This is a genomic window from Paucidesulfovibrio gracilis DSM 16080 (assembly GCF_900167125.1).
Taxonomy (GTDB): domain Bacteria; phylum Desulfobacterota; class Desulfovibrionia; order Desulfovibrionales; family Desulfovibrionaceae; genus Paucidesulfovibrio; species Paucidesulfovibrio gracilis.
The window spans coordinates 26,995-43,983 of the sequence record NZ_FUYC01000012.1 but is presented as its reverse complement, the minus strand read 5'-3'; the positions used below and the strand labels follow the sequence as shown (position 1 = coordinate 43,983).

Sequence of the window (16,989 nt, the reverse complement as noted above, 5' to 3'; positions counted from 1 at the left end):
GAAGATGAAAACCTAGGCAAAAAGGGGGAAAGCGAGTATATGCCATACAAGTGGGAATGCTTTTCATGCGTATTTGATCTTGAGGGGCCAAGTGAAATCCGATTCCAAAACACGCACTGCATCCAGGCGGTTGTGGTCTGTCGTCACTCTCAGCTTGCTGGGGGTGGCCTGTCTGTATGTTCTGCTTTTTGCCCAGCTCACCCGTGAGCGACAACGGAGTTTGCTGGACCATCGGCGCGTGGGGCTAAAGCGGATCGTGAGCGTGGCCTACGGAGCATTGCAACCCGAGATGCAGGCGTTCCGCTCCGGGCGGTTGAGCAAGGACGAGGCGTTGGAGCGCATTGCTGAAAAGCTGTGGAGCATGCGCTACCCCGACGGAGGGCATACCAACTATCTTTTTTTGCTGACCATGGACGGCGTTCCCCTGGTGAATCCGGCCAATCCGGAACAGGTGCAGGTCAGCCAGTGGCATCGCCGGAGTCCGGATGGAAAGTTTCCGGTGCAGATTATGGTGGAGGCCATGCGCCGCAAGCCGGACGGCGCGTTCGTCCACTATATGCAATTTCGTCCCGGGCGTCGGGACGTCCCCGAAAACAAAGTTTCCTACATCATGGCCCTGCCCGGGCTGGATTGTTTCCTTGGGACGGGTGCCTACATGCCCGACCTTTGGAGCGAAGCCTGGGCCGACAACTTGCGCACGGGTGGGTTGGTGCTGTTGTTGTTTTCCCTGGCGGCCGCGCCTCTGGCTGTTTTGCTGCGCGATCGACATCGCCGCAACAGGGATCTGGAGGAGGAAATTCACCGTCGGGAACGTGTGGCGCGTTCCCAACGGAGCATGGCCTCGCGCTATCGCATGATCGTTTCCCGCCCCGGCCAGGTGGTCTACGATATGAACCTGAGCACCGGGGAAACCCATTGGTTTGGCGATTCCGAAGGGGTTTCCGGACACTCCCTGGAGGAGTACCGGCGTCTCGGCGGTCGGTTCTTCGAGTCCAACATCCATCCGAGTGAGCGGGAATCGATTCAGGCCCGCTGGAATCGGGCCGTGAAGGAGGCCCGGGAATGGTACGCCGTGTTCCGGCTGCAGACCGTGACGCCTGGAAAGTATGTCTATGTTGAAGATCACGCCGGATTTTTGCAGCCCGAGGAAGGCTCGTCCGGCGGGGTGCGCATGATCGGCAGCCTGCGCAATGTGGACCCGCTGGTGCGGGCCGGGGAGGAAGTGCGCCGCAGCGAGGCAAAGTACCGCATCCTGGCCCAAAACTTCCCCAACGGCGCGGTATTGCTGTTTGACGATGCCTTGCGTTTCGTCTTGGCCGACGGTTCGGATCTGCGCAGCGTGGGCGTGGCCGACGGCGGCATGATCGGCAGGACACCGGCCGAAGTATTTCCGCCCTCGGTGGCGCGCATGACGGAAAAACATTTTCGTCGGGCCTTGCAGGGGGAGGAGCACGTTTTTGAGATGACCTATGCCGGGCGCATCTTCAAGCTGCATGTCCTGCCCGTCCGCGGTGAACCTGTGGAAGGCGGGGCCGAAGGCATGGTTGTCATCCAGGACGTGACCTCCAACAAGCTCGCGGAAAAGGCGCTTTCCGAAAGCGAACGCCGTCTTTCCACCTTGATCATGAACATGCCGGGCATGGTTTACCGCAGCACCTTCCAATCGGACTGGACCCTGGAATTCGTAAGCCCGGGTTGCCGCGCTATCACGGGGTACGGCTCGGAATCCCTGCTCTACAACCGGGCCACCAGTTGGAGTGATCTGGTCCACCCGGAGGATCGGGAACATCTGAAACAGGAAATGAATCTGGCGTTGGCCGAAGGGCGTCCCTACGAGTTGATCTATCGGATCAATACCGCCGAAGGGCGCGAACGTTGGGTCTGGGAGCGCGGTGTAAGTGTGGGCAACGGCGAGGGCGTTCCCGTGATCGAGGGCATCGTGCTGGACGTGACGGACCGAAAGCATGCGGAAGAGGGGCTGGCCCGGAGTCTGGCGTATGAAACCGTACTCAACAGCTGTGCCACGCTGCTGCTTTCGGCGGACAGGCAAAAGGATGCCTTGGACGGCATTCTGCCGGAATTGCGGGCCGCTGTGTCCGCCTGTCGGGCCTATGTTTTTGAGAATTTTATGGATGCTGAGGACGGGCTTTGCTGCCGTCAGACCTTTGAGGCGGTGGGACCGGGCGTGGAACCGCAGCTCGAAAATCCGGATTTGCAGCACGTTCCATACGAGGTCGTGATTCCCCGCTGGCGGGAGGTGTTGGAACGGGGCGAATTGGTCGGGCTGGTACGCGACATGCCCGAGAATGAACGCATCATCCTTGAGTCGCAGAGCATCAAGTCCGTTCTCGTGCTCCCGTTGCGGGTGGGGGGCGAATGGAGCGGGTTTGTCGGCTTTGACGACACCCGTACCGAACGGACCTGGACCGAGGCGGAGCAATTGTTTTTGCGCACGGCCACGGACATGGTGGGCGCGTATCTGGAACGGCTGCACGCGGAGCAGCGCCTGCTGGCCGCGCACGGGGAGCTGGATCAGATTTTCAACAGCACCGGGGACGGCATGGCGCTCCTCAGCCTTGAGGGGACGGTTCTGCGCGTCAATCGCACCATGGGGCGCATGTTTGGCATTGATCCGGAATCCGTGACCGGGCAGCCGTGCAGTCTGGTCATGCACGATGACCAGTGCGGCGGGGAGCACTGTCCGCTCGGCTTGCTGCAGGAAGGCATGGAACGGTCGGACCATGTGTTCCAGCGGCCCGACCCCGGAGGAGGGGTGCGCCATTTCCGTTCCGTGACCACCCCGTTCCGCAACGTGGAAGGCGAGGCCGTGGGCGTGGTGGTCTCCACCCGAGAGATCACAGAACGGGTGCGCGCGCAGGAGGCGGCCAAGGAACGCGAACGGCAGCTCGTGCAGGCGGACAAGCTCGCGGCCCTGGGTACGCTGGTTTCGGGCGTGGCGCACGAGATCAACAATCCCAACGGGATCATAACCCTGAACGCCCCCACCTTGCGGGACATCTGGAAGGATGTGCGCACCCGGCTGGACGAGTATTACGACCGCAACGGCGAGTTTCTTTTGGCGGGCATGGAATACAGCCTGCTGCGCGATGAAGTGGACGGGTTGTATGAACAGATCGTGGAGTCGGCCCGACGCATCAAGCGCATTGTGTCCGAGCTGAAGGATTTTGCCCGGCAGGAATCCCCGGACCGGACCGCCATCGTGGACATGAACGAGGTGGCCGAGGCGGCGCGGGGCTTGGTGGACAACAAGATCCGCAAAAGTACGCACCGGTTCACGGCGTTGTCCAGCCCGGAGCCGGCTTTGGTGGAAGGAAATTTCCAGCGATTGGAACAAGTTCTTGTCAATGCGCTCATCAATGCCTGCGAGGCGTTGACCTCGCCGGAACAGGCCGTGACCATGGAGGTGCAGGTCCGGGGAAACAGTGTCGTGGTCACGGTCTCGGACGAGGGCAAGGGCATGGCAAGCGATGAGATCGGTCATGTGTTTGAGCCGTTTTTCACCACCAAGCGGGACAGCGGCGGCACCGGGCTGGGACTGTCGGTGTCTCATGGCATCATCGACGAGCATGGCGGAAGAATGGAATTTTCCTCCGAGGAGGAACAGGGCACTGTGTGCGTGGTGGAATTGCCCCGCTGGATCGAGGATGCCCCCAGGAAGAGGAAGGAGCTGAAATCGTGAGCAAATCCTGGCCGCATCATCCCGTGCTCATGGTGGATGACGACCCGGCATGGCTGCAAGCGCTGCAGCGCATCCTGACCCTGGCCGGAGTCACCCGGCTATTGCCCTGCGCGGACGGCCGCGAGGCCGAAGCCCTGCTGAAAAAGCACCAAGTGAGCGTGGTGCTGCTGGATTTGTGCATGCCGCACATTTCCGGCGAAGAGCTGCTGGGCCGTCTGGTGGAGCAGTATCCGGACCTGCCCGTGATCGTGCTTTCCGGTCGGGACGAGCTGGATACCGCGGTGCGCTGCATCAAGGCCGGAGCGTATGAATATTTTTTGAAAACAACGGAAAAAGAGCGGTTGATCACTTCGGTGCGGCGTGCCGTGGAGCTTTCCCAGGTGCGGGAGGAAATGGCCAAGCTCAAGTCTGCGTTTCTGGCCAGGGGACCGGAACACCCGGAAGCGTTTTCCGCCATGGTTACCCGCGACCCTAAAATGCGGTCGCTGTTCGGCTATGCCGAGGCCGTGGCCGGGACGGGCCTGCCGTTGTTGATCACCGGGGAAACCGGCACGGGCAAGGAATTGATGGCCCGGGCCGTACACACGCTCAGCGGTCGGAGCGGGCCGTTTGTGGCCGTCAATGCCGCGGGCCTGGACGATTCGGTTTTTTCCGACACCCTGTATGGCCACGTGAAGGGCGCGTTCACCGGGGCGGAGCAGCACCGCGAAGGTTTGGTGGCCCAGGCCGCCGAGGGGACGCTTTTTTTGGACGAGATCGGAGACTTGGATCCACCCTCCCAGATCAAGTTGCTTCGGCTCCTTCAGGAGGAGGAATATTTGCCCCTGGGATCGGACCGCCCCGCAAAATCCTCGGCTCGGGTGGTGGCCGCCACCATGGAGGATCCGGAACATCTGGTGGACCAGGGACGGATGCGGCGGGATCTGTATTACCGTCTTGCCGGGCATCGGATCCATCTCCCGCCTCTGCGGGAGCGGATCGGGGACATTCCCCTGCTGCTGGATTGTTTTCTGGACCGCGCCGCCGGAGAACTGCAACGCACGCGGCCCCCGGTGCCGCCCGGACTGGTGGCCCGGCTGGAGGGCCACGACTTTCCGGGCAATGTGCGGGAGTTGCGGTCCATGGTCTGGGATGCCGTGGCCGGGTATACCACGGGGTGGCTCTCGGTGCGCCCGTTTCAGCAGCAGATGCGTGGTCCCGGGAAAAAGGACGTAGCGGCTTCCTCATCCGAGAACAGCGTGGAAAGCTATGCCGAGCTACTGGAATTGTTGGACCGCCTGCCGGAATGGCGGGAAGCGGCCGGACTGCTGGCCGCGGAAGCGGTGCGCCGCACCGGAGGCAACCGGAGCGCTGCCGCAGAGCTGTTGGGCATCTCGCGTCAGGCCTTGGCGCGTCGCCTGCCCGAGAGCGTGTAGAGAGCCTGTTGCGTTTTGTGTCATGGACTGTTTTGTTGCAGAGAGAAAAAGCTTTTTTATCAGCATGTTGTGATTTCATCAAAAGAGGTGGTACAAAACGCAACAGGCTCTTTGCGAGGTGCTTCAGTGAAATTGGTAAAGAAAAGGGGGGAGTACTGGTATTGCCTGGATTGGCACGTATCTTTCATTACTTGGTCTGAAGGGCGGCGTTCGCCGCAACCGGAATAATTGTGGAACGTCCTGGGGGGGACATGGCGGAACATATACTTCTAGCCGAAGATGATACGGGGCTGCGGCTCTCGTTGACCTTTGTGCTCAAAAATAAGGGCTACAGAATTACCCAGGCCGCGGATGGTCAGGAGGCCTTGGACCTCCTGCGCGAGTGCGAGGCCCGGGACGACGCTGTGGACGCGCTGATTACGGATATCCAGATGCCGGTGGTCAACGGCATTGAGCTGATCCGCCGGATCAAGGATGACGGCCGGGACGTTCCGGTCATCGTCATCACCGGGCATGGGGACAAGGAAATGCTCATCGAGTTGTTGCGCCTGGGGTGTGACGACTATCTTTCCAAGCCCTTTGAGCCGGACGAGGTGCAGCGCAAGGTGGCCGAAGTGCTGGAGAAGCGCTACGCCAGTCTGCGTGAGCGTGAGCGTGAGGAACATCACCTGCGCAGCGCCAACCTGCGCTTGGACCGGGAGGTGCAGGCCTACCGGCGCGACCTGCGCGACCTGCGCGGGGAAATGGCCCAGGCCGTGCGCACGTATTCGGATCTCATGGATGTGGACCGCGAAGGCTTCCGCGTGGCGCTGGAATATCGGTTGCGCCCGTATCGGGATCTGGGCGGGGATTATTTCGGGGTCTGCGATACGCCCCAGGGCTGCAATATTATGGTGGCGGACGTGGCCGGACACGACCTGGCCGCTTCGTATCAGACCGTGCTCATCAAAGGGCAGTTCGACGAGCATTGCGCCAGCGGGCAGGAGCCTGCGGAGTTTTTTCATTCCCTGAACGAGAAGCTCAAGGCCCAGGGACACGAGGAACGCATGGTCACGGCCCAGTTCCTGGGCATGAATCTGGAAAACGGTACGGCCCGGGTGGTTTCCGCCGGGCATCCGCGATTATTGGTGCGCCGCTTCGGGGACACAGCATCCGAGAGCCTGGCCGCGTCCGGGTCCGTGTTGGGGATTATGGACAACGTGGAGTTCGGCGTGGTCAACCTGGAAATTCATCCCGGCGACCGATTCTATCTGTATACCGACGGGCTGCTGAACGCCAACAGCGTGGATGGTCCCTCCGGGGAGAAGCGGGTCTTGGGGGAGCGCGGCCTGTTGCGGGCGCTGGATATCTTTTCGGACTTGCCCTTGGCTGAACAGGTTCGGAGCGTGTGGCGCTTTGCGCGGAGCTTTTGCCGCTACCGCCAGAGCGACGACATGCTCCTGGTCGGTGTGGAAGTGCCGTTCGGCGTGGCCGGAAGCGAGTAGGGAACTTTGGTTTTTTTGTGACATTTCTTGCGCATCAACCTGGATTTTTGCGACCAAAGCGCCGATAAGAGGAGGAATTGCCGGAAAACCGGAATGAAAGCGTCACAAAGGGCGACGTTGGTGAGAATAAGCGAGGGAGAGTTGGTATGAAAATGTCCATTCGGCTGAAGGTTCGAGGAAAGCTGCTGGTTCCGATCCTCAGCATGGTTTTTTTGGGGATCATGGGGCTGGTGTTTTTCGTCTACTCCCAATCGGCAACACTGCTGGAAGAGGAGATTCGGTCCGGTATCGTGCGCGAGGCCGAGGCCGCGTCCCGATCCATGCAGGATTGGATCCAGGGGCGGGAGAGCGATCTGCGCAACTGGGCCAGGAATAGGGATCACGCGGCCGCCTTGCAGGGGCGTTTCAATGGAGTGCAAAACTCCATGAACAACCTTGCGGGCAAGGTTACGGATTTCGACTATTACGAGTCCGTGAACCTGATGGACATGACCGGGACCGTGATTTCGTCCGGTGATCCGGAGCGTATCGGGCTGGAGTTGGGGAGCCGCGAGTATTTTCAAACCGCCAAAAACGGTCAGATCGCTCTTTCCCCGCCGTTGCGGAGCAAGGTGTCCGGCAATCCCATTTTCGTCATTGCTGTGCCGGTGCGTTCCGAGAGCGGCGAAGTTCTCGGTGTGCTGGGCGGAGTAATCAAGATTGACCGCATGACGTCGATATTTACGGAGCAGGTCAAGATCGGCAAGACCGGATACGCCTTTGTGCTTGATTCGACAGGCACGGTCATCGGCCACCCGGACCGCAGTTTTATTCTGGAGCTGAATGTCGCGGACACGGAGTACGGCAAGGCAGCATTGCGGGAAAAGAACGGCTCCTACAAATATTGGTTCGAGCAACAAAACCAGTGGAAGATCATGGGCTACAACGAAGTGCCGATTTCCGGCTGGATCGTTGCTGTGACCGCGCCTCTGGGCGAAATAATGGCTCCGCTGGTGCAGGTGCGCAATCTGGCCTTGCTGGGCGGCCTGGTAACCTTGCTGCTGGTGGCGCTCGTGGTTTTTTATGCCGTGGGCAAGATTACCACGGTCCTCAGGGAATGCGTGGACTACCTCAAGGAATTGGCCCAGGGCAACGTGGACGAGGACGTGCCGGAAAATCGTTTGCGGCAGCGTGACGAGATGGGGGATTTGGCCCGTGGTTTCCAGGCCATGGTGGATGCTCAGCGCGCCAGGGCTGACTTGGCCCAGGCCATTGCCCAGGGTGAGCTGGCTCGCCGGGTGGACGTCAGCTCGGACAAGGACCGGCTGGGGCGGGCGCTGGATACCATGGTGCGCCGTCTCAATGAAATCATCGGGCAGATCGGCACGGCCGCGGCCCAGGTGCAGGACGGATCCGGCCAGGTGTCCGAATCCAGCCAGGCGCTTTCCCAGGGTGCTACGGAACAGGCGTCCTCCCTGGAGGAGATCACCAGTTCCATCACTGAGATCAGTTCCCAGACCCGGACCAACGCGGACAACGCGTCCCAGGCCAGTCGGCTGGCTTCCGAGGCGCGTGACGCGGCACAGACCGGGGATCGGGAAATGGGAAGCATGGTTTCGGCCATGGAGGATATCAACGAATCCAGCCAGGCCATCAGCAAAATTATTAAGGTCATCGATGAGATCGCCTTCCAGACCAATCTGCTGGCGCTGAACGCGGCCGTGGAAGCGGCCCGGGCCGGGAAGCACGGCAAGGGCTTTGCCGTGGTTGCCGAGGAAGTGCGCAACCTGGCCTCGCGCAGCGCCAAAGCCGCACAGGAAACCGCCCAGCTCATCGAAGGGTCCGTGGCCAAGGTGGGCAGCGGAAGCGAGATCGCCACGCAAACCGCGCAGTCGTTGCAGCAGATTGTGGAAAAAATCACCACTGTGGCGGATATCGTGGCGGAAATCGCCGCGGCCAGCGATGAGCAGGCCAAGGGCGTGACCCAGATCAACCAGGGTTTGAGCCAGATTGATCAGGTCACCCAGCAAAATACCGCCAACGCGGAGGAAACCGCATCCGCGGCAGAGGAGCTTTCCAGCCAGGCCGTGGAAATGCGGCGACTGGTGGGGCAGTTCCATCTGGCCGGCGACGGTCGGCCCGGACAGGGCGCACCGCGCAAGATGAGCGTCAGGCCAGCGCGGCCGACGCAGTCCCTGCCCCCTTCCGGTGGTCAGGGCGGCACAGCGCGGCCCAAGCCCGCGCCTGCGGCCGGGTCGGGGAACAAGCAGAGCCAGGGGAGCCGGGATGCTTCCAACGGCATCTGGGGCGCGGAAGCGGCCAAGCCTGCCGCGCCCAAGTCGGAGCCGGGTTCCCGCGTCGATACGGATACAGTGAATCCCGAGGAGATCATCTCCTTGGATGACGATGAATTTGGCCGCTATTAGCGGTCAAGAGGGCGCCCGGGAAGGGCGCGAGGGAATCGCTGTTCGCGGGCGGGTCGTTCGGGCACGACGGCCTGTCTCCTAAGCGAACGGCATGGCGCCGCCGGGAGCGGACGCCGAAAAACATGGGGCGGTCCCTTTGGGGGGGCCGCCCCATCCTATGGGGTGAAGGTGAAACGGTATAATGGAGGAAAAAATGCCGGGTGTCCCGGAGCCGCGGTCCAAAGCCTTGGCTCAAACGGCAATCCCGCCGATGCGTTGCAGCGCGAGGGCCGGTAGCGCATCTTGCTGGGACATTCGACCATGGGAATCAACCTGTGCCGTTGTCTGGCGCGGTTGCTTGGTGCTGCGAAACCCGTCCGCTATTTCGTGGCGGAATCGTCCGGCTCGGGATCGACCATGGCCAGCGCGCTTCCCGGGTGCAGGATCGGGGGGCGGCCCAGGCCGTCCACCAGTTCCGCAAGGGCATGCAGTCCCTGTGGTTCAAATTCCCTGGGTTCTTCCAGGAGCAGGAGCACAGGGCGATCCGCGGGCAAATTGATTTCGCGGCGGGCCAGACGTCCGGGCGCCGGAGTCCGGGCCACACGGTAGGCCGGTCCGTGGCCGTTGACGCGGATCAGGTACTCGGCGGCGTCCGAGGCTGCCAGCCGAAAGCTCACAACGGGTTTTTCGGTGCGTCCGGCTCGGGCCGGCGTGCTGACGGGGCGCACGGGTCCGGAAGAGAGCACCCTGCCGTTGGGTGTGTCCACAAACGCCAGTGCCTGGCTTCGCGTGTTCACCAGTTTTGCGGGGTCCAGCAGTTTCAAGGTCATGCGGAAGTTCTCCTTGCGAGGAGGGCGGCTTCGCCCTCAAGCGCTTTAGCGTTGTTGTTTACCGTGGGCCGCAATCGCTACAAATCGCCCACAGGCTGCCGTTTTCATCCTGCCGATCCCGTGTTCGGGCGCTGTCTGGCGCGCCGAAAACAAAAAACCTCTCACAAAAGGAGAGGTGGCTGGATTTGGGGTGAATCCCCCCACATCGTTCCCTTGCGGGTCGGCATGGGCACCTTGCCGAGGGGCAGGTTGCCGTGGCGGTCGTGGAGCCGAATCTCTCTCGCCACTCTGAATGAAAAAGGCAAAGAACTGCCGAAAATCATACCCGGGTGCGCCAAGGGAGTCAAGGGGCAAATCACGGCTCTTGACTTGCGGCACGTTCTCCTTTAACACACAGTCCCTTTGTCCAGCCTTGACGGGTCGGGGGTGCGTTGAAATATTCCGTGCGCCCGGGCGTCCCTCAATGGGGACGAAGCTAATAGTACTGTGAACGCAGCCGTTTGGAGGGATCGCGTTGTTCGATAATCTGTCAGACCGACTGACCGGAGCCTTTCAGAAGATCAGGGGGCAAAAGCGCCTGGATGAGTCCAATGTCCAGGCGGGCCTGCGCGAGGTTCGTCTCGCCCTGCTCGAGGCCGACGTCAACTTCAAGGTGGTCAAGCAGTTTGTCGATCAGGTGCGTGACCGCGCCCTTGGCGAGGATGTGCTCAAAGGTCTTGATCCTGGTCAGCAGGTGGTCAAGATCGTTCACGAAGAGCTGGTGGAATTGCTCGGCGGCGAACAGCAGGGCGTGGATACGTCCGGTGCCAGGCCGCTGAAGATCATGATGGTGGGTCTCCAGGGATCGGGTAAGACGACCTCCTCGGGTAAGATCGCCATCTGGCTGCGCGACCAGGGCTTCAAGCCCTATCTGGTCCCGGCGGACGTGTACCGCCCCGCGGCCATTGACCAGCTCGTGACCCTGGCCGGCCAGATCGACGTGCCTGTGTATCCGTCCACTACGGAAATGAATCCGGTGGACATCTGTCGGGACGCCATGGAAAAGGCCGCGGAAGCCGGGTGCGACGCGATTTTGTTCGATACCGCGGGCCGCCTGCATGTGGATGAACCGCTCATGCAGGAGCTGGCAGGCATCAAGGAAGCCTGCACCCCGCAGGAAATTTTGTTCGTGGCCGACGCCATGACCGGGCAGGACGCGGTTACCGTGGCCGAGAGCTTCAACGAGCGTCTGGATATTTCCGGCGTGGTTCTGACCAAGATGGACGGCGATGCCCGCGGCGGCGCGGCCCTGTCCATCAAATCCGTCACCGGCAAGAGCGTCAAGTTCGTGGGCCTGGGCGAAAAGCTCACGGACATGGAACTCTTTCACCCGGATCGCGTGGCCTCACGCATCCTGGGCATGGGCGACGTGCTCACCCTCATTGAAAAGGCCCAAACCGCCTTTGACGAGGAAGACGCCGAGCGCATGGCCAAAAAGATGCAGAAGGCCCAGTTCGATCTGGAGGACTTCCGCACCAACATGCGCCGACTCAAGAAGCTCGGCTCCATGGAAGGATTGCTGAAGATGATCCCGGGCATGGGCGGCATGCTCAAGCAGCTCGGGGACGTGCAGATGCCGGAAAAGGAACTGGCCCGCACGGAAGCCATCATCAATTCCATGACCCTGCAGGAGCGGCGGCAGCCCAAGCTGCTCAACGCCGGACGCAAGGAGCGCATCGCGCGCGGCTGCGGCATGCAGGTGGCGGATGTGAACAAGCTCATCAAGCACTTTGAGCAGATGAGCAAGGTGATGCAAAAAATGATGGGCGGGAAAAAAGGCAAGCTGCCCAAGATGCCCAAGTTGCCCGAAGGGGCCGATCCCATGGACGGCATGGGCGGCATGCCCGGAATGGGGATGCCGGGAATGCCCGGTATGCCGGGAATGGACGGCATGGGCGGCGAGGCACCGGCTCCCGGAGCCGGCCGATCCGCCAAGCGCGTGGCCGCGGACCGCAAGAAAAAGAAACTCGCCAAGAAACAAAAGAAGAAACAGCGCAAAAAGCGGTGATGTTATATTTGCCTCGAAATGGGGCAGTCGGTATTGATTTTTTTGTGACAACAACATATCTAGGAATAATTGGGGGTAAAGACGAATGGCTCTTACTATCAGACTGACTCGGATGGGTTCCAAAAAGCGTCCCTTCTACCGCATCGTGGCAACCAATACGGCTACCCGTCGCGACGGACGCCCCCTGGAATACCTGGGCTACTACAATCCCATGACCGAGCCTGCCGAGATCAAAATTGATCGCGAAAAGCTGGACAAGTGGCTGGCCGACGGCGCCAAACCTTCGGACACGGTTCGGTCCCTGCTCAACAAGCAGGCCGACTAGCCGCGCCGAATGACGCGCCCGCCCAGGCCGGATTTCGCCTCCCCCAATGAATGCGCCCATTCCTTATCAGCCGAGAGCGGAGGTGGAGTCATGCTGAGAGAGATGATCGAGTACATCGCCAAGTCGTTGGTGGATTATCCTGATGAGGTCGAGGTCTCGGAAATCGAAGGCGAGCAGACATCCGTGATTGAACTCAAGGTGGCCAAGGCGGATCTCGGTAAGGTCATCGGCAAGCAGGGACGCACGGCCCGTGCCATGCGCACCCTCTTGGGAGCGGTTTCCACCAAGGCGAAAAAACGCGCCGTGCTGGAAATCCTCGAGTAGCCAATCACGGAAAAGCCCAGCGCAACCATGAGCGACCGCAACGAAGCGGGACGCGGAATGGTCCTGGTGGGCACGGTTGTCAAGCCGCATGGAATTCGCGGGGAAGTCTGCGTGGAGCACTACGCGGACTCCCCCGAATTGTTTCAGCGGGGGCAAATCGTGTTCCTAGGGCAGCCGCGCAAAAAAAACACCCGCCTCAGCATCCGCACCGTACGTCAGCACAAGGGACGGCTCCTGCTTACGCTTCAGGGCGTGGACGACAGGAATGCCGCGGAATTGTTGCGTGGCGCGGAACTGTACGTGCCTGAGTCGCAGTTGCCGGAATTGGACGATGGGGATTTTTACCTGCGCGACCTGCTGGGGCTGACCGTGCAGCAGGCTGACGGCACGGAATTAGGCGTGCTGGAACGGTTTTTTGAGGCACCGGGGCAGATTACCTGGGTGGTGATCCATCCCTCGGGCCGGGAAATTCTGCTCCCTGCCGTGGATGCCTTTGTGGACGATATTGACCTGGAATCCGGCATCATCACCGTGCAGCCGCCCGAAGGGCTGGTGGAACTCTACCTGGCGCCGCGTTCCGCTCAAAAAGACGAGTAGCCTTCCCGCAACCAATGCGTTTCGCCCTCCGGCGCCGCAACGAGGAATACCGTGCATTTCAATATCGTGACCATTTTTCCCGAGTTTTTTGACTCGGCTCTTTCCGTGGGCTTGCTGGGCAAGGCCGTGGATAAGGGATTGGTCACGTTTGAGCGTGTTTCTCCGCGCAGCCAAACAACGGACCGGCACCAGACCGTGGACGACAAGCCCTACGGCGGCGGAGCCGGGCTGGTCATGCTGCCCGATCCCTTGACCAAGACCCTGCGGGCGCTCAAGCGGCCCGGCCGCATGCTCATGCTCTCCCCGAGAGGGCGCAGGCTGACCCAGGAATATGCCGGGGAATTGGCGCAGGAAGAGGCGCTGACCCTGATCTGTGGCCGGTACGAAGGCATTGACGAACGTATTCTGGATCTTTTCCCCGTGGAGCTGGTCAATGTGGGCGACGCCGTGCTCAACGGCGGCGAAGCCGCGGCCCAATGCGTGGTGGAGGCGGTTTCCCGGCTGTTGCCCGAGTTCATGCACAAGGAAGAATCCCTGGAAGAGGAAAGTTTTTCTTCAGGGCTTCTGGAGTATCCGCACTACACCCGGCCGGATGTCTTTGAAGGGCATGCGGCACCGGCCGTGCTGCTTTCCGGCGACCACGGCAAGGTGGCCTCCTGGCGGCGCGAACAATCTGTATTGAACACCTTGCGCCATCGGCCGGAACTGCTGGCGTCCGCCCCCCTGGAACCCAAGGACGTGGATACCCTGAAATCCGCGCCACGCGCCACTTGCGGGCGGAATTTGCACCTCGCCCTGGTGCACTATCCAGTGCTGAATAAATTTGGGGACACCGTGGCCGTGTCTTTGACAAATCTCGACATACACGATATGTCCCGCGTTTCCCGCTCCTACGCATTGGGCGGCCTGCTTTTGGCCACACCCATCGAGGACCAGCGGGAACTGGCCGCCAATCTGCTGCGTCACTGGACCGGCGGAGCTGGCGGAAAGGCCAACCCGGACCGTGCCGAGGCCATGCGTCAGGCGCGGGTGGTCTCGGATCTTTCCGAGGCCGTGGCCCACGTGGAGGAGCGCACCGGGCAACGCCCGCGCATCGTGGCCACGTCCGCACGGATCGACCCCAAGGGCGGTCCCATGTTGACGCCGGAGGCGGTGCGCCGCATGCTGGACCAGGAGCCTGTGCTGCTGGTCTTTGGAACAGGATCGGGCCTTGCGCCGCAGGCGCTCGAAGGGGCGGAAATGTTGCGTCCCCTCCGCTGCCTGGACGACTACAACCACCTGTCCGTCAGGTCCGCGGTCGCCATTACGGTGGACCGCATCCTGGGGGACGTGTACTGAGCAAAATATTGATTGAAGGAGCAGGAAACATGGAAATCATCAAAAAGATCGAACAGGAGCACATGCGCCTGGACGTGCCCGCGTTCAAGGCTGGTGACACCGTCAAGGTGCACCTGCGTATCATCGAGGGCGAAAAAGAGCGCATCCAGGTCTTCCAGGGTGCGGTGCTTCGCGTGCGCCGCGGTACCACCGATTCCACCTTCACCGTGCGCAAGGTGTCCGACGGCATCGGCGTGGAGCGTGTGTTCCCCATGCACTCGCCCTACATCGAGCGCGTGGAGGTGGTTTCCGAAGGCAAGGTCCGCCGCAGCCGCATCTACTACCTGCGCGGCCTGCGCGGTAAGGCCGCCCGCATCAAGTCCAAGCAGATTTGGGAGTAACCGGACTCCGGTCCCCGCTTGCGGACAGGACGCCCAAGAGCGCAACCCCCGCTCCTGTACACGAAATGCAGGACGGGGCTTGCGTTTTTGGTGCTTTTGCATGGTGCGGGGGACACCCGCCCTCTGCAGTCTGCTCAATGGACGGACGAGGAATGGATGAACGCGCTTCTCTATGATTCCCTTCCCTTGGAGGTGGTGGCCGGCGTGGACGAGGCCGGTCGCGGCTGCCTGGCCGGGCCTGTGGTGGCCGGAGCCGCTATGCTGCCGGATTCCGCCGACCTGCCCGGACTCACCGATTCCAAAGCCCTGTCCGAAAAAAAAAGAGAAGTCCTTTATCCATTGGTGCGCCGCGAGGCGCTGGCCTTTGGTATCGGCTTGGCCTGGCCTTGGGAAATCGACGAGCTGAATATCCTCCAGGCCACGTTTTTGGCCATGGCCCGGGCCGTGGCCGCCATGCGCCGACCCGCCCGGCTGCTGCTGGTGGACGGCAACAAGACGATTCCCGGCCACGCCCTGGCCGCGGCAGGGCTTGACCCACTGCCACAGCGGTTCGAGATCAAGGGGGACGCCCGTTTCCCGAATATCTCTGCCGCATCCGTGCTGGCCAAGGTCTGGCGCGACCGGTTCATGGTCGCCATGGATCGACGCTATCCCGGCTACGGCTTTGCCGAGCACAAAGGGTATGGGGCCAAGCCGCATTTTCAGGCCATTCAGGAACTCGGTCCGTGTCGCATGCATCGGCGTACCTTTCGTGGAGTGCGTGCGGAGCCGGAACCCCAACGCCAGTTCGGACTTCCCGGCCTATGAGTTTTACGGCACGGCATCTCCTGCTTGGCCGCTCCGGTGAGGATGCGGCCGCCCGCTACCTGCGCGGCCAGGGCATGCGCATTCTGCATCGCAACTGGCGAAGCCGCGGCCTGGAATTGGACATTGTCTGCCGTGATCAAAAGACCCTGGTCTTTGCCGAGGTCAAAACGCGTTCGCCCAACGCCCGTGGCGTTCCAGGCCAGGCCTTGACCCGGGCCAAGCGGTCCTCCCTGGCACGGGCTGCCTGCCTGTATCTTTCCGAGCATGACCTTTGGGAAAGTCCCTGCCGTTTTGACCTGCTCTCGGTCACACCCGTGGATGGTTCCTTTTCCGTGGACCACCTTAAGAATGCGTTCACTTTGGACGATACAGCGTTCAACAGCCAGAACTGGTAACTGCCCATCCACAGCACACCATACCTCAACGGATCGGTCAGACAAAAAAGTAGACTTTTTTGGTAGAAAACACTTGCATAAAATAGAAATGATAACTATTATTGAAAATAATAGTTTTGAAAGCAAGGGGGGACATCATGACGAGGAATATATTCACCAATTTTATTATGGCATTGGCAGTTGTTCTGTTTGCCGGATCCGCCATGGCCGCCGTTATGCCGGTTGGCTTCAGTTCGTACTCTCCCGTGGGCGTCTCAGATGCGTTGCGGATCGATCCCAACAACGCCCTGGTGTACGACCCGGCAGGGGACGATCAGTCCGGCAACTACAACTTCACCTCCTTGGGATTCGGCGGGAGCATTGTCCTGAACTTTGCCAACCCGATCATCAATGGAGCCGGAGCCGACCTGCAGGTCTTTGAGACCTCCTGGGGCGGCGGGACCGATAACTGGGCTGCCTACCCGGAAACCGCCGAAGTGTGGGCGTTTCAGGGTAATTATTCCGGCCAGGCCTATGGCGATCCCGGTTGGGTGCGCCTTGGCTATGCCCAACAAGATGGCAGCTTTGATTTCGACGGACTGATTACCGGAACCAGCGCCATTCTCGTGCGCGATGTGAGCCGGGATTTCGGCTTTACCGGAAGCGGAGACGGTTTTGACCTCGACGGTGTGGTGGCGAATTATGCCACGCCGCTTCCCGCAGGAATCTGGCTGCTGGGGGGTGGACTTATCGGTCTTATCGGCCTTCGGCATCGTCGTCGTGGATGACGGCTGAAAAAAAAAATGACATGATGCCCTCTACGAAGTAGAGGGCTTTTTTTTGCACGGATGGCCAATGGGAAGGTCTTTTTAAAGAAGCCTCCGGCGGCCAAAGGGTCGATGGCCCTTTGGAATCCCGTTTACCTCCCGCGCTTTGCGCGGTCGGGATGTTATGGGGCGCTCTATGTGCAAACGGTTTTGCAGG

Annotated in this window: 14 protein-coding genes and 1 riboswitch; of the genes, 13 read left to right on the top strand and 1 reads right to left on the bottom strand. The window is 61.0% G+C overall.

Annotated elements, in window-relative coordinates:
- Positions 1-91: 91 nt before the first annotated feature.
- The 4 genes from B5D49_RS11140 to B5D49_RS11125 all read left to right on the top strand — a co-directional run bounded on the left by B5D49_RS11140 (position 92) and on the right by B5D49_RS11125 (position 9,004).
- The gene (locus B5D49_RS11140; protein WP_144019439.1) at positions 92-3,700 is read left to right on the top strand and encodes a PAS domain S-box protein; all 3,609 of its coding nucleotides are present in this window, start codon (positions 92-94) and stop codon (positions 3,698-3,700) included.
- A complete protein-coding gene (locus tag B5D49_RS11135; RefSeq protein WP_234990710.1) occupies positions 3,697-5,115 on the top strand; it encodes a sigma-54-dependent transcriptional regulator in 1,419 nt (472 codons plus the stop codon). The genes B5D49_RS11140 and B5D49_RS11135 overlap by 4 nt, the downstream gene beginning before the upstream one ends.
- 251 nt (positions 5,116-5,366) lie before the next feature.
- The gene (locus B5D49_RS11130) at positions 5,367-6,599 is read left to right on the top strand and encodes a PP2C family protein-serine/threonine phosphatase (protein ID WP_144019437.1); all 1,233 of its coding nucleotides are present in this window, start codon (positions 5,367-5,369) and stop codon (positions 6,597-6,599) included.
- 146 nt (positions 6,600-6,745) lie between these two features.
- On the top strand, positions 6,746-9,004 hold the full coding sequence (locus B5D49_RS11125) for a methyl-accepting chemotaxis protein (protein WP_078717777.1): 2,259 nt from the start codon (positions 6,746-6,748) through the stop codon (positions 9,002-9,004).
- Between the two features lie 359 nt (positions 9,005-9,363).
- Here B5D49_RS11125 and B5D49_RS11120 read toward each other — a convergent pair whose 3' ends face one another.
- Entirely contained in the window at positions 9,364-9,813 is a 450-nt protein-coding gene (locus B5D49_RS11120; RefSeq protein WP_078717776.1) for a hypothetical protein, read from the bottom strand.
- A 199-nt stretch (positions 9,814-10,012) separates the two neighbouring features.
- Positions 10,013-10,112: riboswitch (SAM riboswitch) on the bottom strand.
- 215 nt (positions 10,113-10,327) lie between these two features.
- Between B5D49_RS11120 and ffh the strand changes: the two genes are divergently transcribed.
- From ffh to B5D49_RS11075, 9 genes are all read left to right on the top strand, one after another.
- Positions 10,328-11,860, top strand: a complete 1,533-nt coding sequence (ffh, locus tag B5D49_RS11115; RefSeq protein WP_078717775.1) for a signal recognition particle protein — start codon at positions 10,328-10,330, stop codon at positions 11,858-11,860.
- A gap of 85 nt (positions 11,861-11,945) precedes the next feature.
- Positions 11,946-12,185 (top strand): 30S ribosomal protein S16, encoded by a 240-nt coding sequence (gene rpsP, locus B5D49_RS11110; RefSeq protein ID WP_078717774.1) that lies wholly within the window; start codon positions 11,946-11,948, stop codon positions 12,183-12,185.
- 90 nt (positions 12,186-12,275) lie between these two features.
- Positions 12,276-12,509 carry a KH domain-containing protein gene (locus B5D49_RS11105; RefSeq protein WP_078717773.1) on the top strand — a complete coding sequence of 78 codons (234 nt, stop codon included), beginning with the start codon at positions 12,276-12,278 and terminating at the stop codon, positions 12,507-12,509.
- Between the two features lie 27 nt (positions 12,510-12,536).
- The gene (rimM, locus tag B5D49_RS11100; RefSeq protein WP_078717772.1) at positions 12,537-13,106 is read left to right on the top strand and encodes a ribosome maturation factor RimM; all 570 of its coding nucleotides are present in this window, start codon (positions 12,537-12,539) and stop codon (positions 13,104-13,106) included.
- A gap of 51 nt (positions 13,107-13,157) precedes the next feature.
- Positions 13,158-14,444 (top strand): tRNA (guanosine(37)-N1)-methyltransferase TrmD, encoded by a 1,287-nt coding sequence (gene trmD / locus B5D49_RS11095; RefSeq protein WP_078717771.1) that lies wholly within the window; start codon positions 13,158-13,160, stop codon positions 14,442-14,444.
- Between the two features lie 29 nt (positions 14,445-14,473).
- Positions 14,474-14,824 (top strand): 50S ribosomal protein L19, encoded by a 351-nt coding sequence (gene rplS, locus B5D49_RS11090; RefSeq protein ID WP_078717770.1) that lies wholly within the window; start codon positions 14,474-14,476, stop codon positions 14,822-14,824.
- Between the two features lie 156 nt (positions 14,825-14,980).
- Positions 14,981-15,631, top strand: coding sequence for a ribonuclease HII (locus B5D49_RS11085; protein WP_078717769.1), 651 nt, complete (start codon positions 14,981-14,983; stop codon positions 15,629-15,631).
- On the top strand, positions 15,628-16,026 hold the full coding sequence (locus tag B5D49_RS11080; protein ID WP_078717768.1) for a YraN family protein: 399 nt from the start codon (positions 15,628-15,630) through the stop codon (positions 16,024-16,026). The genes B5D49_RS11085 and B5D49_RS11080 overlap by 4 nt, the downstream gene beginning before the upstream one ends.
- Before the next feature lie 137 nt (positions 16,027-16,163).
- Positions 16,164-16,793, top strand: coding sequence for a VPLPA-CTERM sorting domain-containing protein (locus tag B5D49_RS11075; RefSeq protein WP_078717767.1), 630 nt, complete (start codon positions 16,164-16,166; stop codon positions 16,791-16,793).
- The last annotated feature ends 196 nt before the right edge of the window (positions 16,794-16,989 follow it).